The sequence below is a fragment of the Vreelandella sp. V005 genome (assembly GCF_052645115.1).
Genome location: NZ_JBQXYA010000008.1, coordinates 20571 through 44006 on the forward strand (window position 1 = coordinate 20571; position 23436 = coordinate 44006).

The window sequence follows — 23436 nt, forward strand, 5'->3', positions numbered from 1 at the left end:
ACGGCGCAATAACGCGTGCCTAATAAAACAAAACACCCGGGCTGGTGCCCGGGTGTCGCGCTGCCAAAAGAGCAACAGAGTGAAAAGTATCCGTTTGGCAGCCGTAGGAAGTTTAGATTTTACCTACCAAGTCTAGAGACGGCGCGAGGGTGTCTTCGCCTTCTTTCCACTTCGCTGGGCATACTTCGTTCGGGTTGGCGCGCACGTATTGAGCAGCTTTCACTTTGCGCAGCAGCTCTTCGGCATTACGACCGATGTTGCCAGCGTTGATTTCGACAATTTGGATTTTGCCATCAGGGTCGACAACAAAGGTACCGCGCTCGGCAAGACCGGCTTCTTCGATCAAGACTTCGAAGTTGCGTGAAATGCGCAGCGTCGGATCAGCAATCATCGGGTACTGGAGTTTGCCGATGGTGTCAGAGCTGTCGTGCCATGCTTTGTGGGTGAAATGGGTATCCGTTGAAACGCTGTAGATTTCAACGCCCAGTTTCTTGAACTCAGCGTAGTTGTCGGCTAAGTCACCAAGCTCGGTCGGGCACACGAAGGTGAAATCTGCAGGGTAGAAGAAAAAGATAGACCACTGACCCTGCAAGTCCGCTTCGGTCACATCAACAAATTCGCCATTCAAATAGGCAGTCGCTTTAAACGGCTTAACTTCAGTGTTGATCAAAGACATTCAGATAATCTCCAGGATAGGTGAATGAACAATTAGAAAGTGGTAATGATACTAATGGCTAACGACTAAAGGCTAAAATTAAGAATAGGCATACTACCAATAGCATTTCTCTATTAGCGCAAGCGGTGTCGTTGCGCTGGCAGGTTAATGGGGTCGATGAAGCAGAATACAAGAATTTTTCACATTGGCTTGCGGTGGACGCCCCTGCATCGCAAAATTCGCACGGTCAGCATTATGGCCTACGCTATTGTTAGCCGTGGGTGAGCTGGCATTGATAACCTTGGCCAGACAACGTTGACACAAATGGCTAACAAACGTGGCTAACTAGTTGAGATCATCAGGAGCAGTCATAATGGGGAACATCCACAAACTTTCAGCGGCCGTTGCGGCCATTTCGTTTGCCGCAGCGGCTAGCGCTACCCATGCCGATGAGGTGCGGGTATATAATTGGTCAGATTACATTGCCCCGGAAACGCTGGAAAAATTCACCGAGCGTACCGGCATTGAAGTGACCTATGACGTTTACGATAGCAATGAAATCCTAGATGCTGCACTGCTTGCCGGTCGTTCGGGTTATGACGTGGTGGTGCCCTCTACCTATTACTTTACCCGTCAAGTAAAAGCCGGTGTGTTCCAGCCGCTTAATCACGAGTTACTCCCCAATTTAGATAACCTCAACCCTGAGTTGATGGCTAACCTGGAAACCATCGACGCCGGTAGCGAATACTCGGTTCCCTATATGTGGGGCACCAATGGTATCGGCTATAACGTTGAGCGTGTAAAAGAAATTCTTGGTGACGATGCCCCCGTAGACAGTTGGGCGTTGCTGTTCGATCCCGAGGTAACCGGCGCACTCAGCGAGGCAGGTTGCGGCCTGTCGATGCTGGATTCCGCTGATGAGATGCTTTCGCCCGCGATGGCCTATTTGGGCTTGGATCCGCTTAGCGAAAATATCGAAGATATCGAAGCTGCTGGCGAGTTGATTGCCGACGTCCGCGACGACATGACCTATTTCCACTCATCGCGCTATGTCTCTGACCTGGCGAACGGCGATATCTGCGTAGCCGCAGGCTACTCCGGTGATGTTTTCCAAGCCGCTGCACGCGCAGAAGAAGCAGGGCGCGATTTCTCTATTGGCTATACCATCCCCAAAGAAGGCGCAGCCCTTTGGTTCGACATGATGGCAGTGCCCGCCGACGCGCCGAACACTGAAAACGCCCATGCGTTCATCAACTTTATTCTTGACCCGGAAATCGCCGCTGAGATAACTGAATACGTGCGTTATGCTAACCCGAATGCGGCGGCTGACGAGTTCCTTTCAGAAGAGATTATTAACGACCCGGCAATCTACCCGGAAACGGATGTCATGCAAAACCTATACGTGCAGGCAGAAAAGCCCCAAGATGTGCTCCGCGCCCGCACGCGTATTTGGAATCGCGTGAAGTCTGGCCGCTAAGCCGACCGTTATCCGACGGCGAGCCTGAGGCACACCCTCATCGGCTCGCTGTTTATTTTTCAATGCCCGGGTTACCGGGCCTTTTGATGGGAGTGGCGAATGGTCACTACGCCCCTGTCGAACGAGCCTTCATCTGCTTCACCCACAGCCCCTTCAGTGCCTCGCGCCCAGGGAAAAACCCCTCGGTTTGCTGAGGACGTGGTGCTGGAAGTGAAACGCTTAAGCAAGCGATTCGATGATGCGCTGGCGGTGGATGATGTCAACTTGCAGGTCAAGCGCGGCGAAATCTTTGCGTTGTTAGGTGGTTCGGGGTCGGGTAAATCAACCCTGCTGCGTATGCTGGCGGGATTCGAGACGCCAACGGAAGGGCGCATATTGTTAGACGGCGTCAATATCACCGCCATACCGCCGCACAAGCGGCCCATCAACATGATGTTTCAGTCCTATGCGCTATTTCCGCACATGACGGTGGCGCAGAATATCGCTTTTGGTTTGAAGCAGGACAAGCTGCCCAAAGCGGATATCGACGCCCGTGTCGCGCAAATGCTCAAGCTAGTGCACATGGAGCGGTTTGCCAAGCGCAAACCGCATCAACTTTCCGGTGGACAACGCCAGCGGGTCGCACTGGCCCGGTCATTGGCCAAGCGTCCCAAGCTGCTGTTGTTGGATGAGCCCATGGGGGCACTGGATAAAAAACTGCGCACTGAAATGCAGTTGGAAGTGGTCGAGATTATTGAGCAGGTCGGTGTTACCTGCATCATGGTGACCCATGATCAGGAAGAAGCCATGACCATGGCCGATCGCGTGGCCATTATGGCTGACGGCTGGATCGAGCAGGTAGGTTCGCCGGTGGATATCTATGAAAGTCCGGTAAGCCGCATGGTGGCTGAATTCGTGGGTACGGTGAATCTGTTTGAAGGCGAGATTATCGAGGATGCTGCCGACCACTGTCGCATTGTCGCGCCCGCACTGAATCAGCCCATCTATATTGATCATGGGATTACCACCCAGGCGATGGATCGTCGTGTATGGGTCGCGTTGCGGCCTGAGAAAATTTGGCTAACCCGACAAAAACCCACCACGGAATATAATTGGGCCGAGGGCAAAGTGGATGATATTGCCTATCTAGGGGGGTTCTCGCTCTACTACGTTCGCACGCCGTCGGGTCAGATGATCAAGGTCAGTATGGCCAACACGGAGCGTCGCGGTGATCGGCCTACCTGGGAGGATAGTGTTTACGTCCACTGGGAAGATCACAGCACCATTGTCCTAAATCGCTAGAAAATTGAACTGCTAGCGTGGTGCATTTCCTACTGCGAGGAGCCTGCCTTCAATGAAGTCATCTCGTTCTTCAGCACTGCTCAAACGCTTGAAACTGGGGCGGCGGGTGGTGATTGCGTTTCCGCTCGTCTGGTTAACGCTGTTTTTCCTGCTGCCCTTTGCGTTGGTGCTCAAAATCAGCCTCTCCGAGGCGGCGATTGCGATTCCGCCTTACGGGCCGCTGCTGGATTATGCCGACCAGACACTGCATATTTTTTTAAATGTTGGCAACTATCTTTTCCTGCTTTCGGACTCGCTGTATATCGCCGCTTATTGGGGGTCGGTCAAAACTGCGTTCATAGCAACGGTGGCTTGTCTGCTGATCGGCTACCCAATGGCGTATGCCATGGCGCGGGCACCGGCACGCTGGCAACTGCTGTTACTACTGCTGGTCATGCTGCCTTCGTGGACGTCGTTTTTGATTCGTGTCTATGCTTGGATGGGAATTCTCAGTAACAGCGGTCTCATCAATAACCTGTTGATAGGCTTGGGCCTTATCGATTCACCGCTACGCATGATGAACACCCAGTTTGCGGTCACTATCGGTATCGTTTACGCCTACTTGCCGTTTATGGTGCTGCCACTCTATGCCCACCTGACCCGCATGGATAATTCGTTATTGGAAGCGGCTGCTGACCTGGGTTCGCGCAAGCTCAATACGTTTATCAAAGTCACCCTGCCACTCTCGATGGGGGGAATTGTGGCGGGCTCGATGCTGGTGTTTATCCCGGCGGTTGGCGAGTTCGTCATTCCCGAGCTGCTGGGCGGCCCGGACACGTTAATGATTGGCAAGGTATTGTGGGAAGAGTTCTTCCTTAACCGTGACTGGCCCGTGGCATCGGCGTTGGCCATGGTGATGCTGCTACTGCTGTTGGTACCGATTGTCTGGTTCCATCGCTATCAGTCCAAGGAGCTAGCATCATGAGCAGCCTTCGGCGTTTCAATTTTTCAACGGTCATGCTGGTATTGGGTCTACTGTTTCTTTACCTACCCATGTTGGTACTGGTGGTGTATTCGTTTAATGCCTCGAAGCTGGTCACTGTCTGGGCTGGCTTCTCCACCCAGTGGTACGGCGAGTTGTTACGAGACGAACAGATTTTATCGGCGGTGTGGACGAGCCTGCGAATCGCTTTCTTTGCTGCCAGTATGGCGGTTTGTTTAGGCACCGTGGCCGCTTTTGTAATGACCCGCTACGGTCGCTTTAGAGGCAAAACGGCGCTGTCTAGTATGGTCACAGCGCCGCTGGTCATGCCTGAAGTGATTACGGGCTTATCGCTACTGCTGCTGTTTGTTCAAATGGCGCAGATAACCGGGTGGCCCGCTGACCGTGGCATGGCGACAATTTGGATTGCCCACACCACATTCTGCAGCGCCTACGTGGCGGTGGTGGTGGCTGCGAGACTGCGAGAGGTGGACCACTCAATTGAAGAGGCTGCCATGGATTTAGGTTCGCCACCGGTCAAAACTTTCTTCTCCATCACGCTGCCGATTATTACTCCCGCCCTGGCGGCGGGTTGGTTGCTGGCGTTTACGCTCTCCCTTGATGATTTGGTTATTGCCAGCTTTGTTTCAGGCCCTGGCGCCAACACGCTGCCGATGGTGGTATTTTCATCGGTGCGCATGGGTGTGTCGCCTAAGATCAATGCGCTCGCCACGCTGATTATATTGACGGTGTCGCTGGCAACGCTGCTGGCATGGTTCTTTATGCGCCGTAATGAAACCAAGCGGAAGAGTGCCTTACTAGACGCTTAAGTCTCGCTATAGAACATCATCGTCACGCCCGGCAACGACACTATCGAGCTCGCCGGTCATCGGCGAAACGACAACTTGTAACTGGATAGGCGCGCAGCACTGGTGGCAGTCTTCCCAGGTGTCGTGGCTGCCCTGAGACGTATCAATCAGAAAGGTCAGCGGTGAATCGCAGTAGGGGCAGTGGAAGTCATAATTGACCAGGGCGTCATCATGCATTGTTGGCTTCCTTTTAGACGTTGAGCGCTTGATCACGCGCTTCATGGGGATGAGTGTAGCAGGGTGGTCGTCAGGTAGGGCATCGTGGGATTGAATCAGGTAGGATATCCAGGCCCTAAGTTCCTAAAGCAACGCAGTGAGAGTAGCGATGATGTTACGTAACATGGCAGTAGCGGCCCTGGTGGCCTTTCCGATGGTCGCGTTGGCTGAAACCCCCAATGTGAAAGCTGGCGAGTGGGAATTTGTCAGCAAAACCAGCGTCAGCGGTGAGATGGAAATTCCGGATCAAACGGAAACCGAACGGCAGTGTATTACCCAGGAAGAGCTTGAGGGAGCTGAGTTCGGCTTCATCGAGGAAGAAGAGGGCTGTGAGCTACTCGACCAGGAATTGAACGCTGACGGTCTTAGCTACAGCATGGTGTGCCGCGCTGAGGGTGGCGAAGCCACCATCGATGGCGAAATGCGTTTTATGGGTGAACGAATTGAAGGCAGCGTCGATATTCTGACGCAGTCACCCATGGGCGAGCTGAGCATGAACACAGTGATCGAAGGCGAGCATCTCGGCGAATGTGAATAACCGCTAGTTGCCTTGCGAAGGGTGCCATTTGGCACCCTTTTTTATTGAGAGTGTCATTACGAGGAGCGCAGCGACGCGGCAATCTCAAGCGTGCGGTGGCCTCTAAAAACCAGATTGCTTCACTTCGTTCGCAATGACACTCCCCACCCAAATGGCCACGCTTCAGTCACCATGACATCACTCGGATGGCGCGTTGGCAATTTCTTCTTCCAACTGTCGCTTCACGGCACCTGGTGAGCCGGTGTGACGGGCGAGCAAGTCATAAGCCACGGGGACTACAAAGAGCGTGAACAGCGTAGCTGAACCGACCCCCGCCATAATCACGGTGCCAATCACCAAACGTGACTCGGCACCAGGGCCTGTGGAAATGATCAACGGAATGGCACCGGCCATGGTAGTAACGGCGGTCATCAAGATGGGTCTCAAGCGTGTGATCGAGGCTTCCATCAGCGCTGCTCGGAACGCTTTTCCTTCGTCGCGCAGCTGATTAGCAAACTCAACGATCAGAATGCCGTTTTTAGCCGCGAGTCCAATCAGCAGCACCAGCCCCACCTGACTGTAAATATTGAGCGATTGCCCGCTTAGCAGCAGGGCGAGCAGGGCACCGCTCATGGCGAGTGGCACCGTGAGCATAATGACAAAGGGATGAATCAAACTTTCAAATTGCGCAGCGAGCACCAGGAAAACGACCAAAGCGCCCAAGATCAACAAAAAGGCGGTGGCGCCACTGGCTTGTTGGAAGTCACGCGATGCACCCGCCACGTTGGTTTGCACCTCTTCGGGTAGTAGCTCAGCGGCACTTTCCTCTAAATACGTTAACGCTTCGCCGAGCGGGTAGCCATCCGCCAGATTAGCTTCGATGGTAATCGAGCGAATGCGGTCAAAGCGGTTCAAAGTGCTGGCGCCAGCAAAGTCGGAAAGGGTGACAAGACTGGCTAAGGGGATCAGTTCGCCGGAGCGCGCCGAGCGTACTTGGATATTGTCCAGCGCGCGTGGGCTATTTTGGCTGCCGCGGTCGCCTTCCAAAATGACATCGTACTCTTCACCCTCGTCCACGTAGCGAGTCACGTTGCGCCCGCCCAGCAGCACTTCCAGGGTTCTGCCAATTTCAGTGACGGTAACGCCTAATGCCGCGGCGCGCTCGTAGTCGATCTCTACCCGCAATTGGGGCTGAGTCTCGTTGTAATTACTTTCGATGGCCATCAAGCGCGGGTTGTTCTCGCGCATATGGTCGATCAGCGTATCCCGCCAGCGGGCAAGCTCCTCATAGGTACCGCCACCGAGTACAAATTGAACCGGTTTTTCCGTACGTTGCCCAAAGCCCTGGCGCATCACGGGGAACGCTTGCACCCCTGGCAAGGTGCTCAGGGTCTGGCGTACTTCGGCCATGATTTCCCAGGCGCTACGACGACTGCCCCAGTCGGCCATGTTGACGATAATAAAGCCGCTGTTAAAGTTCTCGATATTGCCATAGCCCCGCGGCGCACGAACCACCACACGCTCTAGCTCGCCGCTCTCCACCAGCGGCGTCATGCGCGCTTCGATTTCATCCATATAGTCCATCATATAGTCGAAGGTGGCGCCCTCAGGGCCGTTTACCAATACGATAAAGTTGCCGCGATCTTCTTGTGGGGTGTATTCATTGGGCAGCACTGTTGCGAGCCAGGCGGTCGCCGCTATCAGCAGTACAAACAGGGCCACCACCAGCCAGCGCATATTAAGCATCCATTCAAGGGCAGTTTGATAGCGGCGTTGCGTGCCGCTGAGCAACCATTGGACGGCTTTGCCAATGTGACTATCGTGCATGCCAGGCTTGAGAATTTTAGACGCCATCATCGGTGTAAGCGTCAGCGCCAATAGCGTGGAGACGATGACAGCGGCGGCCATGGTCAGTGCGAATTCAGAAAATAGGCGTCCAATATCACCTTGCAACATACTCAACGGTACAAATACCGCCACTAAGACGAGAGTGGTCGCGATAACGGCAAAAGCAATTTGCCGGGTGCCACGAAAGGCCGCCACTAAAGGCGTTTCACCGTAGTCGTGCATCCGCCGGTTGATGTTTTCGAGCACCACGATGGCATCATCCACGATCAGCCCAATCGCCAACACTAACGCCAGCAGGGTTAACAAGTTAATCGAGAAATTCATCGCGGCAAGGGCGGTGAAGGCGCCGATGACGGCAATGGGGACGGTGACTGCGGGCACCAAGGTCGTGCGTAAATTGCCTAAAAACATGAAGATCACAACCACCACCAACCCCATGGCGATAAACAGCGTCATCACGACTTGCTCGATAGCGCCGGAGACGAACAGCGAGGCGTCATAGTTCAAACTTAGCGACATCCCCTCCGGCAGCGTGCCCTGCAGCCGCTCCAGTTCTATTTGTACGGCTTCCGATAGTTCGATCACATTGGCCGTTGACTGCATGATCATGCCCAGCCCAACCATGGGAACACCATTGGAGCGGAACACCGAGCGATCCTCCACGGCACCGACCTCTACCCGAGCGACATCAGCAAGGCGCACCAAGTAGCCGTTTTCGCTCTGATTAGGCGAGCTAACGGCAAGGCGCTGAAAGTCATCGGCATTGGCAAAGCTACGGGGCAGGCGAACAATGAACTGTCGATCAACGGATTCTATGGAGCCAGCAGGTAATTCGACGTTTTCGGCCCGCAGAGCATCTTCGATATCGCCCACGGTAAGCCCACGGGCCGCCAGGGCATTACGGTCCAGCCAGACGCGCATGGCATAATCACTGCCGCCGCCAACACGCACTCGAGCCACGCCTGGCTGTACGGAGAGGCTATCAACGAGAAAACGATTGGCATAATCGGTGAGTTCGGTGATTGAGTAGTCTTCGCCGGAAAGGCTTAGCCATACCACGATCTCTTCACTGCTGTCGGCTTTGGTGACCTCGGGATTGTCAGCGTCATCGGGCAGGTTGCGAAGGGCTCCGGCAATTCGATCACGAATATCATTGGCGGCAGCATTGATATCCATATCAATGCCGAATTCAATCTCGATCTGGGAACGGCCATCCTCGCTTTGCGAGGTGATTAGTTCGATGCCTTCCACGCCCGCAATGCGGTCTTCCAATACTTGCGTAATGCGCGTTTCGACTACGCTGGCCGAGGCGCCTGGGTAGCGGGTGTCGATTGTGACCACCGGCGGATCGATGGTCGGATACTCTTGCAGCGGCAAGCGATTAAGTGCCAGCAGGCCAAAGGCAATAATCAGCGCTGCAATGACCATCGCCAGCACCGGCCGCTGAACGGAGATATCCGAAAGGCGCATTAGCGGTCAGCCTCCAGCAGCTCGCGAATACCGTTTTCATCATCGGTGATGCCGATTAACCGGGCTTCTTGGCCATCCCGCGCTAACTGTAAGCCGTGTACGACGATTAAATTGTCGGCTGCTAGGCCTTCTAGGATTTCTACCTCGCCATTGCGCCGTTCGCCGATAACCACTTCGCGGCGAGCTAAGCGCGTGGTATCACCCTGTTCGATAAGCATGACAAAATGACGGTCTCCGCTGGGCTCAATAGCGGCTTCAGGAATCACAATGGTGTCGCGCACGCGCTGCTGAACGATGACCTCCATGAGCATCCCCGGGCGCAACCGACCATCGGCGTTATCGAGTTCGGCACGCACATTTACGCTGCGTGTCACCGGGTCGATCCGGGTGCCGATAGTGGCGATTTCGCCGCTGAAAATGTCGTTGGGGAAGGCCGCCGTGGTGGCATTCAACATCAATCCTGGCGAAAGTCGGCCCAAAAACACCTCAGGCACGCTGAAATCCAGCTTCATGACATCTAGCTTATCGAGAGTCACCAAATCCATGCCTGGGGTCACAAGTGCCCCAACGCTGATATTGCGAAACCCAACGCGACCGCTAAAGGGTGCCTGCAGTTGATAATTTTCCAGCTGAGCTTCAATAGCTTGAATATCGGCTTCTGCTTGGCGTAAGCGGGATTGGCTATCTTCTACATCGGCTCGGGCAGCCAGATTACGGTCTTGCAATTGAGAGGCACGATTTGAGGCGTTACGCCTTTCTTCGCGAAGTGCCTGTGAAGCTCTCAGCAGTGCCTGCTCTTCTCCATCCTCTAGTTGAATAAGCAATTGCCCCGCTTCCACCTGCTCACCGTCCTGAAAATTGATGTCGGCGACAATTTCCGTGACGGTGGTGGAGAGCGTCACGCTTTCATCGGCACTGAGCGTCCCCAGTGCTTCGAGGGGGTCCGACCAAGTGGTTAGTGCCGCTCGTGTACCAATAACGGTCGGTGTCGATTGGGCCAACGCTACCTGCGTTAATAGCAGGGCAAGAGGGAGGAGGGCGAGCCTTAGCCGTCGTCGAACAGGTAAATACATAGTGGTCTCGTTGTGGTAAATATTTATACAATGATTTTATAACCAAATTTTTTAATAGAATAAATTATCTAGCCTGTCCCTGATAGAATGCCTGTTTTTTCCGTCCGAGCCGCCCTTTGATGCCTTTCCCTATGAGCGTTTCCTTATGAGCTTCTTTTTATGATCTACGATGTCGTTATCATCGGTGCGGGCGCTGCGGGGCTAATGTGTGCAGCGCAAGCGGGCTATACCGGCAAGCGCGTCTTAGTGCTTGATCATGCAAACAAAGCGGGCAAAAAGATTTTGATGTCCGGCGGCGGGCGCTGCAACTTTACCAACCTTGGCACCACACCACAGCACTTTTACTCGGCTAATCCTTACTTTTGTATTTCAGCGCTCAAACGTTATCGGCCAGAGCACTTTGTCGAGCTAGTGGAGCGCCATGGCGTCGAGTACGTCGAGAAAACGCCGGGGCAGCTGTTTTGTGCCACCTCAGCGAAAGAGATCGTGCGCACGCTGCTGACCGAGTGTGAGTGGGCCGGTGTGGAAATAGCGCTGAGTACGCACATTAATCGCGTTGAGCAGAAAGGCGATGCTATGCAGCTAACGACCTCGATCGGCACGCTCGATGCGGGAGTGGTCGTGGTGGCGAGCGGGGGCCTGTCTATTCCTACCATGGGGGCGACTGGGTTGGGATATGACATTGCCCGCCAATTTGGCTTGGAGGTATTCGATACGCGCCCAGGCTTGGTGCCGTTCACTCTGAGTGATACTTGGAAAGCACGCGCGGCAGAGCTTTCGGGATTGAGCGTCCCCGTGACCGCCAGCGCCGGTCACCGCCGCTTTGTTGATCCCCTGCTATTTACCCACCGCGGCCTGTCGGGTCCGGCAATGCTTCAGGTATCCAGTGTCTGGCAGCCAGGGGAGAGCCTCACCATCGATTTATTACCCGATGAACATGCGGCGGAATCACTCCGCCAAGCGCGGGAGTCAACACCCAAGCGGCAACTTTCCACATGGCTGGGTGAGCGTTTTCCCAAGCGGTTAGCCCAAGCGCTGATGGAGTGGTACCCCGAGCAAAACCCGGCTCGGCCATTGGCCCAGTATGCGAATGCTGCGTTGGATGAGTGGGCGGAAAGACTCAATGCCTGGCAGCTAAAGCCTGCGGGCACCGAAGGGTGGCGCACCGCTGAAGTCACTATGGGCGGGATCAATACGGATGTCCTATCGTCCAAAACCTTTGAGGTGAAAGGTTTGCCGCAGCTTCGATTTATCGGGGAAGTAGTGGATGTGACGGGCGAGCTGGGTGGGTACAACTTTCAATGGGCGTGGGCGAGTGGCGTTGCCTGCGGACAATCATGCTAGGCAACGCCACCCATGCCGAAGCGACTTACCCTTAGGTGGCTACTTTAGCTAACAGTTTTAGCTTCTTAAGTAGCATATAGCCAGCGAGTGCTTTTCTGCCTGCTACCATGGCGCCACCGGGATGGCGCAATATCTTGAAAGCAGCAAAACCACCCACCGCATAAAGCGGTAACTTAACGCTTTGCCAATTTTTATCTAAGGGTAAGGCGGCTTGCTGCAGATAGTCGCTATCGACCAGAATATCGATCCGCTGCTGCTCTAGCTCCGCCAGCAGCAATGCTTTGCGTTCAGCACGGCTCGGGAGTTTCGGTAGCGGTTTAACGGTGTCTGCGGATGGTTTCATCACTAGGCTCCTCAAGCAGTGCTCGATCTGCGGCCAGCTGTTTGAGTGTTTCTTTCAGTAGCGAGTGCCGTTTAGACTGACGTACAGCGATAAACGCCAAGAGTAGACTAGCGCCTATGAGAGCGCCCGCACTAATTGCGATAGCGGTTAAACGGTAGGTGTCCCAAAAGAGAACCACGATCAGCGCTGTCAGCGTCGCTATTCCTAGCAACAGCAGCAATAAGCTAGCGCCTGCCAAAAGAAGTAATACTAAAAGACGCGCGCGCTCTTCCTCTAATTCCAATACCGCCAAACGCAGGCGGGTTTCGCTATTCGCAATTAGCGATTTTAGCAAGCGTTTGACGGCAGAGAAGACGCGTTGGGTTGGACCCAGAGCCATTAGCGACGACCGAGCAGCATACCCACAACCATACCGGCAGCAGCACCAATACCAATGCTCGTCCAGGGGTTTTCGTGAACGTAGCGGTCACAGGCGTCAGCTTGCTGTGTCAGTGAATCACGTGTTTCGTCATAGATTCGCTCGCCGCGCGCTTCAAGACGTGCGCGGGTGTCTTTCAAACGGCGCTCGGCACGGGTACGCAGGTCATGCATTTCTCCACTGGCATCTTTGGCTGTCGCGTTGACGAGTTCTTCAACGGTTTCGCTTAAATGGCGCAGATCATCTTTGAGTTGATCGGCTTGAGTAGAGTAAGTTTGCTGACGTTTAGCCATGGAGTCTTCCTTTGACGAATGAGTTGTGTAACTACTATAAGCATAGCAGCCACCCTACAACAGACAAGCAAATGTGCTTATCGGTTCAGCCCTGTCGCACTAAATAAGGGGTTTAAACTGAACCCTAGACTTAAGCGATGCACACGATGATCGTAATCGATCATGCTTTCGCCATAGCCGTAGTAGTACTGTACATGTGCGCGCAAGTTGTTGAAAGCGGGCCAGCTGTAATCGATCTGTGTACCTATATTGCCAGCACTTGGATTACCACGCAGTTGCCCACTCACTTCATGGTTGTTATTGAGGCGCTTGGCGAGGCGGATGTCGCCGTAACCCATGTACCGTTCGATATCAGGGTTGTCGTCATCCTCTTTGGATTCGGGTATCCGCCAGTGGGGGGCCAGGGTGAACGCCCAATCACCGCGCTGGAAGGTACTTTCAAGATAAACCCGGTTCCAACTGCGTGAGAGAGGGTCTGAACGACCATTAGACTGGTGATTGAGCGCGACACGATTACGCGTGTTCACCCAGCCAAGCGCACCCCAGGCATTATCGAAGTCGATAAATACTTCGGGCTCGTAGTTGGTTTCCCTGAAAGGGGATGAGGCGTCAGTGTTGTAAGCCTGCCACCAACTACGCTGGGTGTAGCCAAAAAAGACGTCTCCATAGTTACCAAATATCTGCTCAGCCAGATTCACTTTGGCGCTGAACTGAAATTTCAGCTCCACGCTATCCACTTCGCTATCGTCTGAAATATTGCGAAAGCTCTCGCGATTCTGGTTCGCATTGTAGCTTACCGGAAAGAGATAGTTAGTGCGGTGCGTGGTGATTGAGAACGGGTTTCGGCTCGATTCCTGCTCAAGTTCACGGCGCTCGCTCAGATCTTCTCTAGCGGCTTCTTCGGGCAATTGCTCAAACGGAACGCCTTGCGCGGCGTCTTGGGGGGGGGCTATCTGCTGTAATTGCTGACGTAAATCATAAAGTTCAGCATTGAGCGCGCGAATGCGAGCTTCAATCTCTTGTTGGGTCTCGGCGAGGGCACTTGCACTAACCGTAGCAAGACTCAGCACAACCAGTAATTTCGTAACCGCTAGTTTTCGGATAACCATCTAAGGTGGCTCGCAAAAGGAATGAATAGGCAAATGCCATGGTCGTTTCTATCATGCCCCCCACGGAAGTCAACACCTCTGATTGCGTTGGCTATCAGAACGTCTGACAATACCGCTATTATCCGTGTCGGCGGAGCTTTTGATGTCAACGAGGCATAAGTAACGTGGTGAGATGCGCCTGTAAGTGGATCGTAACGTGTTTATTCTTGCTGCTTATCATTAGCAGTACTGCGAGCCCTCTCGCCCATGCCGCGCTCCAAGCCAGTATGCTCGAGCGTGTGCCTGCACAGGCTGAGCTGGCTACAAGGCTTGCCCAGTTAGAAGCACTTGAGGGGGAATTGACCGCCCAGCAAACCAGCGACAAAGAAGCCTTAGAGGCCGCCCTTGACGCTTATGAGCGGCTGGCTTCTTTCGATGAGCGCCTTGCTGCGCTAGAGACTCGCGTTGAGCAGGCACCCGCACTTTTAACACGCCTGCAGCGGGAGTTATCCGAAGCGGAAGAAGCATCGCAGCAGCTTTCCGTCGCCGGTTTGAGTGACCGGCCTCTTGACGAGCTCGAAACACTGCAATCTGACGCGGTGATCGAATTACAGCAATTGCAAAGCCAACTAGCGGAAGTGAACTCCCAACTGTTAGCCGCCCAAACGCTCCCTGAACGTGCCCAACAATCCATTGCTGAATCTCTTCAGCGCGCAGAGAGTTTACGCCGACAACACGATGAGCGCGAGGCTTTGCTAGCCGATCGCCAACTTTCTGCGTTGAGTGATGCAACGCTTATACAACAGCGCCTTGAGCGGGCACTTGCTGAACGCGAAGTGAGCTTTTACCAGCGCGAGCTCAGTGCCAATAGCCGCTTGCGTGAATTGGCGCAGGAGCGGCGTGATGTGCTGATGATGCAGATCGATTATCAAGAGCAGCAGCTCAGTATGCTACAAGGCGTGATCGACCGGCAGCGGCGTTTGGCTTCAGAGCAAGCGATTGCCGATGCCGCCCGGGACAATCCTTTAATTGCTGCGGGTCACCCCGTTGTAGTGCAAGCCCAACAAACCAACCAAACATTAAGTCTGGAACTGCTTAGGGCCACCGACCGCGCTAACAGTATTGTGCGCGAGAATATTGAAGCACAGCGCCAGTTAGAGCATGTCCGCCAACTGCAGCGTAGCCTGAATGAGCAAATTGATGCCATCCGCGGAAGCCAACTGCTGTCGCGCATTCTGCGAGAGCAACGGCAATCCCTGCCCCCCTTAAACACACGGCGAGATCTGCAGGATGAAATTGCCGATCTGCGTTTGAAGCAGTTTGATTTAGTTCGCCAGCGTGATCAGTTACGCCAGAGCGAACAATTTGCCACGACGCGACTAGCCGAGGCTGGCATTGAAGCAACGCCGGGGCTGGTGGATTCACTCTCGCGGCTCTATCAGTCCAGACGCGAGCTTGTCGAGCAGTTAGAACAATCTTATGGAAGCTTGTTGAGTGCGGCCATAGAGCTACAGTTAAACCAGCAGCAGGTGTTATCGACAACGATTGAACTGCGCGAAACCATCGATGAACAACTATTTTGGGTCGCCAATAGCCGCCCGCTGGACATTAACTGGCTGCGCCAACTGCCGCATAATTTATGGTTAGAGTGGCAAGAAGGCGAGTGGCGCGCCATTTTGCCCACCCGTTGGCAAGGGCTCTCTTGGCAAGTGCTTAATGGCGCGCCGCTAGTGCTAGTGGGCTTAGTGCTGATGGGGTTGCGACGCCATATCAAAACGCGTTTGGCCAATCTGCATTCTCAAATCGGCCGCTTGAAAAGCGATACACAGCTACACACGCCAAAAGCCGTGTTGCTAAATGCATTGCTGGCACTCTCCGGGCCACTGGCATTAGCGGGGATCGGAGTGGGGTTGCTCGGCACAACGGGGCCGCTGGCAAATAGCGTTGCTCCGGCGCTGCTACAGTTAGCCTTAAGTTGGGGAGTCGTCGCGTGGGTGCGCCGGTTGCTGGTGCCTGATGGGGTGGCTGAGCGCCACTTTACTTGGTCACCTCACTACACGGCGCGGTTACGGCAGTTGTTAGGCGGGTTAGGCGTAGCCTTGGTGCCGGTTATCGCCATTGCGGCCATGTCGGGGGAAATGGAAACGCCGTTAGCCATGCGGCCAGTCGCTTTGGCGTTACTGTCGCTGGGTTTGTTAGCGATGAGCTGGTGGCTGGTTCAGCTAATATTGGCCCATATTCCGATTTTTGGTGTGCGGCTGTTTCGCTTGCTCTTAGGGCTCGCGATGGCGTCGGTACCGTTGGTTTTATTGGGATTAGTTGTATGGGGCTATGAGTACACCGCGCTTCGCTTGGTGGGACGCTTTGCCATCACGCTTTATCTATTGGGGTTATGGGTGGTGGTCGAAGCCACGCTGGTACGCAGCCTGGCAGTGGCTGCAAGGCGTCTCGCCTATCGCCGTGCCCTGGCGCGTCGTCGCGCGCAGGTGCAGGAAGGTGCCGAAGGGGGGTTGGAAGTCGTCGAAGAACCGCCGCTTGATATGGAGCAGATCAATAGCCAATCGCTACGACTTTCCAAGTTGATAGTGCTGATTGGCTTTAGTGCGCTGCTTTACCTGGTTTGGTCCGATTTGCTCTCGGTACTCGGCTATTTGGATAATGTGTCACTGTGGGAAGCACAAGAGGGTGACCTGGTTAATAACGCGCTCTCGATATCCGATATCTTTGCGGCGCTGCTGATTGTCGCCGTTACATTTATTATGGCAGGCAATTTACCCGGCCTGCTGGAAGTAATGGTGCTGTCTCGGCTGTCATTAAAGCAGGGCAGTGCCTACGCGATTAGCTCGCTGCTCTCCTATACCATTGTGGGCACCGGGATCGTCATGGGGCTTTCGACACTGGGCGTTTCCTGGGACAAGCTTCAGTGGCTGGTGGCCGCATTGAGTGTAGGGTTAGGGTTTGGTCTTCAGGAGATTTTTGCCAACTTTATCTCGGGTTTGATCATCCTGTTTGAACGCCCTATTCGTATCGGTGACACCATCACCTTGGGTAACTTGCACGGCACGGTTAGTCGTATTCGCATCCGGGCTACCACGGTGACCGACTTTGATCGTAAAGAAATCATCATTCCCAATAAAACCTTTGTCACCGACCAACTGATTAACTGGTCGCTATCGGACAACATCACGCGTGTTGTGCTGACTTACGGTGTGGCCCACGGCTCCGATATGGCCAAGGTGCACCAGCTGTTGCGTCAGGTCGCGGATGAAAATCCACGCGTACTCACCGATCCAGAACCACAGGTTTTCTGCCTAAGCTACGGCCAGCACAGTCTTAATTTTGAGCTACGCATTTTTGTCAACGACTTGCTGGATCGGCTATTTGCCGCTGATGAAATCAACTGCCGAGTCGATGCGCTGTTTCGTGAAGCGGGCGTTCGCGTGGCCTTTGAGCAGATGGATGTATGGCTGCACCCTGAGCAGGGCGACGCAGTCAAAGTGCAGTCCGCTCATCAGCTCATGCCGCCTTCGTCAACGTAATGCGCTTTTTAAGCCGCTTGTTTAAATGCTTTTGATAGCGTGAAGAAGGAATTCCCGATTGCCATCGCTGCCGGTAATGGGGCTTTCCTGCCAATGCTCAATGATCAGTCCGCAGGCTTCGCAGGCACGGCGAATGCTGGCTTCAACCTCTGCGAAGCGCTTGTTATCGCGCACCACGCCGCGTTTATCGAGAGCGCCGGGGGAGAGTTCAAACTGGGGCTTTACCAGCGAAATCAACTGACCGTTCAGCGGCAACAAAGCGGCAATTTCAGGCAGAATCAGCGTTTGAGAGATGAACGATACATCCATCACGGCACAATCAATGGGATGCGCCGTTAGCATGCCTGCTAATGCAACATCGCTGCTCATTGCTCGAGCGTTCAAGCCTTCTAGGCAGGTCACGCGAGGGTCTTCACGCAGTTCAGTTACCAATTGCCCATGGCCCACTTCGACACCAATGACATGGCTGGCGCCAAATCGAAGCGCGCAGTCAGTAAAGCCCCCGGTGGATTGGCCAACATCAAGCACGCGATAATCATCCAAGCGCAGCTGTAACGTAGTCAGTACCGCTTCAAGCTTTAAGCCAGCGCGGGAGACATAGCGCTCTTCGGGGTCATCTTCCACATCAAAGCGGGTCTCTTCGGGCCATTTTTCGGAAGCCTTAAGTAACGCTCTGCCGTTATCGGCAAGACGAATCCGGCCATGACGAATGAGCCGTTGGGCGCGGGTACGCGAGTTGGCCAGCCCCTGGCTGACCAACAGTTGATCTAATCGCATCATAGTGAGTGAACGTATGGTGAGCAGTGAGGGTTTATTCTACATCCAATGGGGCGTTAGGGCCTTGGTCGGCCTGTAGTTCGGTGGGCGGCAGGCGCGTCGCCCCCCAGCTTCGGTGCAGATAATCTTTAACACTTTCCAACTCATCGCTGGTCACTGATACGATTTCACCGTGCTCAAGTGGATCAAAGTGATAAATATAGAGGCGTGACGCAAAGCGTTCAAAAGGCAGCGAGGCCTCACCAAAACGCTCACCATTGCCAGACGTGCTCACAATGACGCCATCGCCCCAATCCTGCCCACTGTCGTTGTTAGGGTTATAGAAATACACCCGCATGACATCAGATGGGTCGAGCGAGGCCCGCAAAATGGTAATGGCGTGCCAGCCGATAAACCGTGCTGCGCTATCGGTCACCGCAATGCCCGCTGGCTGTGGATGTATCAACGGCTGGTTGCCATTGTAAAAAGGGTGATAGCAGGCATAGAAATGACGGACAAAGTCATCCACATCGCTCAGTTGCCCCGTGGCCACATCGACATTGATGCGAAAGCCGCGGCCAGACCACCAGCCATGAAATTCCGGGTTAACCCAGCGATGAGGGTCGCCATCTCGATCAATGCAGCGTCGGCCCATTTCCGCATAAATACGGTCCAAATGGGGGACCACAATCAATGAGACAGGATCAAGGTCCATGGGCAGTTCCGTGGCGACGCCCGATAAACTCTCCATTGAGGAGATCGCCTGCCCCTCAAAATGCATGATGATTTCGTCATCGCGCGCTGCCCAAGCCACCATCTGCAGCAGGTAATCAGGGTCGTTATAGGCCCACATGGAAAGGGCGCGTGCCGATTGGCAGGTTGGGTTGTTGCCCTGGCCTACGCCTAGTGGCAGGCCCAGCATGCACAGCACGCCTTCAATCAGACGGGCACGGGGTGAGACAGTGTCGCCATAAGCGATAGTGAGTCGCGACTGTGCCCACTCTGATAGCGGCAGATTAAGCTGACGCCACATGGCGGGTGCCACAGGAGGCTGATAGAGAATGCCGCGTTCCAGCATCAGTGCCAAGCCATAGACGGCCTGAGAAGAGGCTGGATAGACACCGCCCCTGATCAACGCTTGAACTAGCTCGCGATAGCAGAGTAGGCAATCACGGCCCGTGGACGACAGTCCCAGCGCTTCAGAGAGTAAGTGGTCGCCTTCTTCAAGCAGGTGGCGTAACAATACCGCATGATAGGGAGAGACCAAGCCGGTATCGTGCATCGCCCTGGCAAAGCCGGTGGATTCGGCTTGCAGGGCAGCTTGGTCCATATGCTCCAGACGGTCGCGATAAACGTCGACACCCGGGTCTTCCCGGCAGGCCTGGGTGGGGCCGTAGAGTGAACTGACCAAGCGGTCGGCCCCCTGGCCGCTAGCGCCCAGATCAATGGCCGGGTTGGCCTGGCATAATGCAATCTGGGTGATCATCTGCTTGATCGCATCCACCTGGATGGGACGCTGCTTTAAAATACGCCAAATCTCATCAATCAGTTGATCGACGATATGCTCGTAACCGATTCGGTCGGCCAAGTGCTGGAAAAGCTGGCGAGGAATGGTGGCGAGTCGTCCTTGTGTTTCCCGTTCCGCCTCGCTGGGCGGTAAAAAAAGCAGCCACAAATTGATGGCCATGACCTGAGTCAGGTAATGATGTGCATGCTCTGCGGACACCAGACTATGAGCGTAATCGCCTTTCGCTACAGATAGTAGTCGCAGCTCGCTTAACGCCTCAATGACCACGACATCCGCCTCGGCGCTCTTCAGCGAGAAGGTCGTTAGCGTAGGCACCAAGTATTGAGGCGTTTCCCAATCGGAGCCCAAAAACACACCTGCGTTTTCATACGCCTGTGCGCGTGATTCCAAAGCTTCACAACCGCCGTCCTGAAGTAGTATTCGCCGCGCAGTATCCATTACCCGCGGCAACTTGGCAGCCTTTGAGAAGGCGGGCGCCTGCATTAGCAGGCGCACGGCGTCATCAAATTTGCTCAATAGTCCATTGAGCTTGCTATCTTCCTGAGAAGACGTGAGTTGATCTGTCTCCACGGTGACTCCTTATCCCAGCATCAGCGGGGATTATACATAGAAGTCGAGGTCTTCTTGGCGTTTTAGCAGATCGCGAATTGTATGCGCATCCTCGCCTTTGAAGTAGACCAGACCCCAGTGGGTACCAAATGCAGTGCGCTTGGTAACGGTTTCTTCTACTGGTGAGGTTAGCTCATGAGACTCGAAATAGGGATGCTCTTCGGTCTCTTCGGGAATTTCCAAGCGGCTGACCACGCGGCGACGTGGGTAAACGCCAAAGCAGCCGGCAAAACCATCGGCGTCGACCACTTCTTTGGGGAAGAACTTGGCCACTTCTTCCTGGGTGCTTTTGGGGTCGAATACCAGCATGGACGCTTGATAAGCATTAAAGCCGTAAACACGCTCTAACAATTCAAACACTTTGAAGCCGGGTGGGCGATAGGCCACTTCACCGAAGTACATTTCACCATCGCTGGTGACAAAGTATTCGGGGTGAATCAAACCAAACTCGATATCAAACGCTTTGATGAGTTTTTCAATCTGTTGCGTAATTTGCTCACGGTAAATCTCGAGCTCTGGTGACGCGGGCACAAAGACTGAATAACCCAGCGTCACATATTCAGAGATGTTCAAGAAGACGATTTTGCCATTGTGAATCCACGCTTCAACGGCAAACTCCCAGCCATCCAGATGTGATTCCATCAATACCGGAAACTCTTCATCGGGAATCGTATCGACCTCGTCTGGCGTGCGAATCACGCGGTGACCCAGGCAACCTGCTTTGTCAAACGCCTTGAGGTGGATCGGGTCGTTGGGGTCGCCATCCAGCTTAAGCAGGGTCTGGTTGACGCGTTTTAAGAAGCGCACTACGTCTTCTTTGTCGTGAGCTTCTTCAAAGATACCCACGCGGATGCCGCCTAGCTGAGCACGACGCTTCATCAATGCCTTATCGCGAAGCAGTAGCGACTGACCATAAATGCGAGGATTTTCAAGCAGTACGGAGTTGATGGCCCCAGCCCACTCAACGGTTTCTTCGTAGAGAGGAATCGCGACATCAACACCCTTTTCTTTGAGTGTTTCGGCAATTTCCATGGAACGGTCGTTGAGTCGCTCGAAATTCCAAGGCACGTAAGGGATGTCATGTTGTTGGCAATACTCTTCCGCCCAGTCGGGTGCAACGACAATGTAGCGACGGTCAAAATTCTCAGCCGCTTCAATCGCATTGAGGCTCCAGCCCAGCAGAGCAATGTAGCCCTTGTTTGGATCCTTTTGCATGTTGATGACTCCTACTTGGTGAATGAATATGCTGCCAAATCACTCCTATCACCATACACGAGGCGGGCAGGTGCGGCTAATGAGCCTATATGCTGCAGCATTCACGCTAGGCCTCTCGTACTCGCGTAAAGGCGTAGCGGTGGGAGTATGGTAAGCTAGGCGGTTCAACTTCATTTATAAATGGCAAGAGGAATAGGCCAAGATGGCGGCCAAGCCGATCTACCGTGTGGTGGTTCACCAGCAGGGTGAAATTTGGGATTTATACGTCCGTGAGATCTTTCAGAGCGAACTTTGGGGCTTTATTGAAGTCGAGGAGTTTGTCTTTGAGGATGCTTCACGTGTAGTGGTTGACCCTGCAACCGAAAAGTTGCAGCGAACCTTTGACGGCGTCAAACGTAGCTATCTACCGTTAAATGCCATTGTGCGCATTGACGAAGTAGAGCGCGAAGGCCCGTTAAAAGCGGTTAAAACTGATGCTCGTGTTGCAGAGTTCCCCCGTCCCTTTCCGCTGCCTCCGCGCGGTGAAGGGTAAGCGTATGAGACAAGCGCACCGCTAAGTTAGGCGACAAGCGCTGCTGGCTTCGTCCGCCTTGCAGCGTTTTTAATCAGGACATGATGTCATGCAGGTAACTAAAATCCGTTTTCGATATTACGCCGCTGCGGCTGGCGTATTACTCAGTGTGGCGAGCATCAATGCTAACGCCCAATCCGACAACCAAGCGTGGGTGACCGACGAGTTGAGTACCTACGTGCGCAGTGGCCCGACAGATGGCTATCGCATTATCGGTACGCTTAATGCTGGCGAACAGGTTAATGTCCTGGAGACCAGTGGCGATTACACCCGTGTTCGCAATAGCGATGGTAACGCGGTGTGGGTGTTGAGCGATGAGCTACAGGAAACACCGAGCGCGGTTGAACAATTACCCGCATTAGAGGCGCAAGTAGAAGAGTTAACGGCGGAGCTTGAGGGGATCAATGAATCCTGGGAGCAGCGTGTTTCTTCGATGACAGAAACCCTTGAGGTTCGTGAGCAGCGTATTACCGAGCTTGAAGCGAGTAATCAAGCGCTGGATAGCGAGGCGGAACAGTCGCGTCAGCAGGTAAGAGGGCTTCAGGCGCGCTTGGAGACCCAGGAAGAGGATCTCCTGATGCGCTACTTCATGTACGGCGGTGGTGTGGCTGGCGCGGGTTTATTGGTAGGTCTGATTGTGCCGCACCTGCCACGTCGGCGTAAAAAGCGTGATCGCTGGTTCTAACCGCGCATTCGACGAGGTGCTTAAACGATGAGCGATCAGTGGCGCAAACGCTGGCAAGAAGGGCGTATTGGCTTTCACTTGCAGCAAGCGCACCCAGCGCTTCTGCGTCATTGGGGGGCACTAGGGGTGGCTGAGCGCACCAAAGTGCTTGTGCCCCTATGCGGTAAAAGCCTGGATATGCGCTGGCTGGCAGATCAAGGATATCCGGTGCTGGGTATCGAGTTTGCCCCTGAGGCCATTGAGCAATTTTTGGCCCAACGCAACACGTCAGTATCACGCTATCGTCAAGCAGGTTTCAACATTTCCCGTCAGAGTAGTGTGGAACTATGGTGTGGGGATTTCTTTCACCTGCACATTCAACATGCTGCCGAAATAGGCGCGTTTTATGATCGCGCTTCTTTAATTGCGTTACCCCCCGCGACGCGCCAGCGCTATGCCTTCCATCTGGCGCAATTAGTGCCGCCAGGTGCGAAAGGCCTGCTCATTAGCTTGGCACACGACGAGGGTGAGGCGGGGCCTCCCTATAGTGTTCCTGCTAGTGAAATCGAACGCTTGTTCACGCCTAACTTCACGCTAACGTTTTTGGAAGGGGGTAGCCCTGACGAACACGGCCGCACGGAAAGTGTGTGGGCTCTGGAACGGCGCGGGCCGCGCCTCTAAGGGTTAGAGGCGCGGCCCGT

21 protein-coding genes are annotated in these 23436 nt (G+C 54.2%); 10 read left to right on the plus strand and 11 right to left on the minus strand.

What is annotated here, in order from left to right; genetic code table 11:
• Window positions 1-112: 112 nt before the first annotated feature.
• Complete coding sequence (gene ahpC / locus ACUN8H_RS15865) at window positions 113-670, minus strand: alkyl hydroperoxide reductase subunit C (RefSeq protein WP_431313193.1); 558 nt, start codon at window positions 668-670, stop codon at window positions 113-115.
• Between the two features lie 358 nt (window positions 671-1028).
• Here ahpC and ACUN8H_RS15870 point away from each other — a divergent pair, with 358 nt between their 5' ends.
• From ACUN8H_RS15870 to ACUN8H_RS15885, 4 genes are all read left to right on the plus strand, one after another.
• Window positions 1029-2132 carry a polyamine ABC transporter substrate-binding protein gene (locus tag ACUN8H_RS15870; protein WP_445533036.1) on the plus strand — a complete coding sequence of 368 codons (1104 nt, stop codon included), beginning with the start codon at window positions 1029-1031 and terminating at the stop codon, window positions 2130-2132.
• A gap of 99 nt (window positions 2133-2231) precedes the next feature.
• The gene (locus ACUN8H_RS15875; protein WP_445533037.1) at window positions 2232-3413 is read left to right on the plus strand and encodes an ABC transporter ATP-binding protein; all 1182 of its coding nucleotides are present in this window, start codon (window positions 2232-2234) and stop codon (window positions 3411-3413) included.
• A 52-nt stretch (window positions 3414-3465) separates the two neighbouring features.
• Window positions 3466-4377, plus strand: coding sequence for an ABC transporter permease subunit (locus tag ACUN8H_RS15880; RefSeq protein ID WP_445533038.1), 912 nt, complete (start codon window positions 3466-3468; stop codon window positions 4375-4377).
• Window positions 4374-5204, plus strand: coding sequence for an ABC transporter permease subunit (locus tag ACUN8H_RS15885; RefSeq protein WP_445533039.1), 831 nt, complete (start codon window positions 4374-4376; stop codon window positions 5202-5204). Before ACUN8H_RS15880 ends, ACUN8H_RS15885 begins: the two co-directional genes overlap by 4 nt.
• A gap of 6 nt (window positions 5205-5210) precedes the next feature.
• Here the strand turns inward: ACUN8H_RS15885 and ACUN8H_RS15890 are convergent, their stop codons facing one another.
• Window positions 5211-5420: a CPXCG motif-containing cysteine-rich protein gene (locus tag ACUN8H_RS15890; RefSeq protein WP_008959592.1), complete on the minus strand. Its 210-nt coding sequence runs from the start codon at window positions 5418-5420 to the stop codon at window positions 5211-5213.
• Between the two features lie 148 nt (window positions 5421-5568).
• On the opposite strand from ACUN8H_RS15890, the gene ACUN8H_RS15895 reads away from it, so the two are divergent.
• Window positions 5569-5997: a DUF3617 domain-containing protein gene (locus ACUN8H_RS15895; protein WP_445533040.1), complete on the plus strand. Its 429-nt coding sequence runs from the start codon at window positions 5569-5571 to the stop codon at window positions 5995-5997.
• Between the two features lie 177 nt (window positions 5998-6174).
• Here ACUN8H_RS15895 and ACUN8H_RS15900 read toward each other — a convergent pair whose 3' ends face one another.
• Both ACUN8H_RS15900 and ACUN8H_RS15905 read right to left on the minus strand, forming a co-directional pair.
• On the minus strand, window positions 6175-9294 hold the full coding sequence (locus tag ACUN8H_RS15900) for an efflux RND transporter permease subunit (RefSeq protein ID WP_445533041.1): 3120 nt from the start codon (window positions 9292-9294) through the stop codon (window positions 6175-6177).
• A complete protein-coding gene (locus ACUN8H_RS15905; RefSeq protein ID WP_445533042.1) occupies window positions 9294-10367 on the minus strand; it encodes an efflux RND transporter periplasmic adaptor subunit in 1074 nt (357 codons plus the stop codon). The genes ACUN8H_RS15900 and ACUN8H_RS15905 overlap by 1 nt, the downstream gene beginning before the upstream one ends.
• A 159-nt stretch (window positions 10368-10526) precedes the next feature.
• On the opposite strand from ACUN8H_RS15905, the gene ACUN8H_RS15910 reads away from it, so the two are divergent.
• Window positions 10527-11711, plus strand: a complete 1185-nt coding sequence (locus ACUN8H_RS15910) for an NAD(P)/FAD-dependent oxidoreductase (RefSeq protein ID WP_445533043.1) — start codon at window positions 10527-10529, stop codon at window positions 11709-11711.
• 31 nt (window positions 11712-11742) lie between these two features.
• Here ACUN8H_RS15910 and ACUN8H_RS15915 read toward each other — a convergent pair whose 3' ends face one another.
• From ACUN8H_RS15915 to ACUN8H_RS15930, 4 genes are all read right to left on the minus strand, one after another.
• Window positions 11743-12054, minus strand: a complete 312-nt coding sequence (locus tag ACUN8H_RS15915) for a hypothetical protein (RefSeq protein WP_445533044.1) — start codon at window positions 12052-12054, stop codon at window positions 11743-11745.
• Window positions 12029-12433, minus strand: a complete 405-nt coding sequence (locus tag ACUN8H_RS15920) for a phage holin family protein (protein ID WP_445533045.1) — start codon at window positions 12431-12433, stop codon at window positions 12029-12031. The genes ACUN8H_RS15915 and ACUN8H_RS15920 overlap by 26 nt, the downstream gene beginning before the upstream one ends.
• The gene (locus ACUN8H_RS15925; RefSeq protein WP_289113401.1) at window positions 12433-12765 is read right to left on the minus strand and encodes a DUF883 family protein; all 333 of its coding nucleotides are present in this window, start codon (window positions 12763-12765) and stop codon (window positions 12433-12435) included. The genes ACUN8H_RS15920 and ACUN8H_RS15925 overlap by 1 nt, the downstream gene beginning before the upstream one ends.
• Window positions 12766-12842: 77 nt before the next feature.
• Window positions 12843-13874: a phospholipase A gene (locus ACUN8H_RS15930; RefSeq protein ID WP_445533046.1), complete on the minus strand. Its 1032-nt coding sequence runs from the start codon at window positions 13872-13874 to the stop codon at window positions 12843-12845.
• A 206-nt stretch (window positions 13875-14080) separates the two neighbouring features.
• Here ACUN8H_RS15930 and mscK point away from each other — a divergent pair, with 206 nt between their 5' ends.
• Window positions 14081-17392, plus strand: a complete 3312-nt coding sequence (mscK, locus tag ACUN8H_RS15935; RefSeq protein ID WP_445533047.1) for a mechanosensitive channel MscK — start codon at window positions 14081-14083, stop codon at window positions 17390-17392.
• A gap of 21 nt (window positions 17393-17413) precedes the next feature.
• On the opposite strand, the gene ACUN8H_RS15940 is transcribed toward mscK, so the two are convergent.
• From ACUN8H_RS15940 to ACUN8H_RS15950, 3 genes are read right to left on the minus strand one after another with little or no spacing between them, the layout of a single operon-like run.
• Window positions 17414-18172 carry a TlyA family RNA methyltransferase gene (locus ACUN8H_RS15940; protein ID WP_445533048.1) on the minus strand — a complete coding sequence of 253 codons (759 nt, stop codon included), beginning with the start codon at window positions 18170-18172 and terminating at the stop codon, window positions 17414-17416.
• A 31-nt stretch (window positions 18173-18203) separates the two neighbouring features.
• Window positions 18204-20246, minus strand: coding sequence for a hypothetical protein (locus ACUN8H_RS15945; protein WP_445533049.1), 2043 nt, complete (start codon window positions 20244-20246; stop codon window positions 18204-18206).
• A gap of 30 nt (window positions 20247-20276) precedes the next feature.
• The gene (locus tag ACUN8H_RS15950; RefSeq protein ID WP_445533050.1) at window positions 20277-21500 is read right to left on the minus strand and encodes an ATP-grasp domain-containing protein; all 1224 of its coding nucleotides are present in this window, start codon (window positions 21498-21500) and stop codon (window positions 20277-20279) included.
• Between the two features lie 202 nt (window positions 21501-21702).
• On the opposite strand from ACUN8H_RS15950, the gene ACUN8H_RS15955 reads away from it, so the two are divergent.
• From ACUN8H_RS15955 to ACUN8H_RS15965, 3 genes are all read left to right on the plus strand, one after another.
• Window positions 21703-22032: a DUF1820 family protein gene (locus ACUN8H_RS15955; RefSeq protein ID WP_035583969.1), complete on the plus strand. Its 330-nt coding sequence runs from the start codon at window positions 21703-21705 to the stop codon at window positions 22030-22032.
• Between the two features lie 88 nt (window positions 22033-22120).
• Window positions 22121-22756 carry a TIGR04211 family SH3 domain-containing protein gene (locus tag ACUN8H_RS15960; protein WP_445533051.1) on the plus strand — a complete coding sequence of 212 codons (636 nt, stop codon included), beginning with the start codon at window positions 22121-22123 and terminating at the stop codon, window positions 22754-22756.
• Between the two features lie 27 nt (window positions 22757-22783).
• The gene (locus ACUN8H_RS15965; protein ID WP_445533052.1) at window positions 22784-23416 is read left to right on the plus strand and encodes a thiopurine S-methyltransferase; all 633 of its coding nucleotides are present in this window, start codon (window positions 22784-22786) and stop codon (window positions 23414-23416) included.
• The last annotated feature ends 20 nt before the right edge of the window (window positions 23417-23436 follow it).

Excerpts from the sequence above, each read along its gene's own strand:
- ACUN8H_RS15870 (WP_445533036.1), top strand. The coding sequence starts at position 1,029 with ATGGGGAACATCCACAAACTTTCAGCGGCCGTTGCGGCCATTTCGTTT.
- ACUN8H_RS15875 (WP_445533037.1), top strand. The coding sequence starts at position 2,232 with ATGGTCACTACGCCCCTGTCGAACGAGCCTTCATCTGCTTCACCCACA.
- ACUN8H_RS15880 (WP_445533038.1), top strand. The coding sequence starts at position 3,466 with ATGAAGTCATCTCGTTCTTCAGCACTGCTCAAACGCTTGAAACTGGGG.
- ACUN8H_RS15885 (WP_445533039.1), top strand. The coding sequence starts at position 4,374 with ATGAGCAGCCTTCGGCGTTTCAATTTTTCAACGGTCATGCTGGTATTG.
- ACUN8H_RS15890 (WP_008959592.1), bottom strand. The coding sequence starts at position 5,420 with ATGCATGATGACGCCCTGGTCAATTATGACTTCCACTGCCCCTACTGC.
- ACUN8H_RS15895 (WP_445533040.1), top strand. The coding sequence starts at position 5,569 with ATGATGTTACGTAACATGGCAGTAGCGGCCCTGGTGGCCTTTCCGATG.
- ACUN8H_RS15900 (WP_445533041.1), bottom strand. The coding sequence starts at position 9,294 with ATGCGCCTTTCGGATATCTCCGTTCAGCGGCCGGTGCTGGCGATGGTC.
- ACUN8H_RS15905 (WP_445533042.1), bottom strand. The coding sequence starts at position 10,367 with ATGTATTTACCTGTTCGACGACGGCTAAGGCTCGCCCTCCTCCCTCTT.
- ACUN8H_RS15910 (WP_445533043.1), top strand. The coding sequence starts at position 10,527 with ATGATCTACGATGTCGTTATCATCGGTGCGGGCGCTGCGGGGCTAATG.
- ACUN8H_RS15915 (WP_445533044.1), bottom strand. The coding sequence starts at position 12,054 with ATGAAACCATCCGCAGACACCGTTAAACCGCTACCGAAACTCCCGAGC.
- ACUN8H_RS15920 (WP_445533045.1), bottom strand. The coding sequence starts at position 12,433 with ATGGCTCTGGGTCCAACCCAACGCGTCTTCTCTGCCGTCAAACGCTTG.
- ACUN8H_RS15925 (WP_289113401.1), bottom strand. The coding sequence starts at position 12,765 with ATGGCTAAACGTCAGCAAACTTACTCTACTCAAGCCGATCAACTCAAA.
- ACUN8H_RS15930 (WP_445533046.1), bottom strand. The coding sequence starts at position 13,874 with ATGGTTATCCGAAAACTAGCGGTTACGAAATTACTGGTTGTGCTGAGT.
- ACUN8H_RS15940 (WP_445533048.1), bottom strand. The coding sequence starts at position 18,172 with ATGATGCGATTAGATCAACTGTTGGTCAGCCAGGGGCTGGCCAACTCG.
- ACUN8H_RS15950 (WP_445533050.1), bottom strand. The coding sequence starts at position 21,500 with ATGCAAAAGGATCCAAACAAGGGCTACATTGCTCTGCTGGGCTGGAGC.
- ACUN8H_RS15955 (WP_035583969.1), top strand. The coding sequence starts at position 21,703 with ATGGCGGCCAAGCCGATCTACCGTGTGGTGGTTCACCAGCAGGGTGAA.
- ACUN8H_RS15960 (WP_445533051.1), top strand. The coding sequence starts at position 22,121 with ATGCAGGTAACTAAAATCCGTTTTCGATATTACGCCGCTGCGGCTGGC.
- ACUN8H_RS15965 (WP_445533052.1), top strand. The coding sequence starts at position 22,784 with ATGAGCGATCAGTGGCGCAAACGCTGGCAAGAAGGGCGTATTGGCTTT.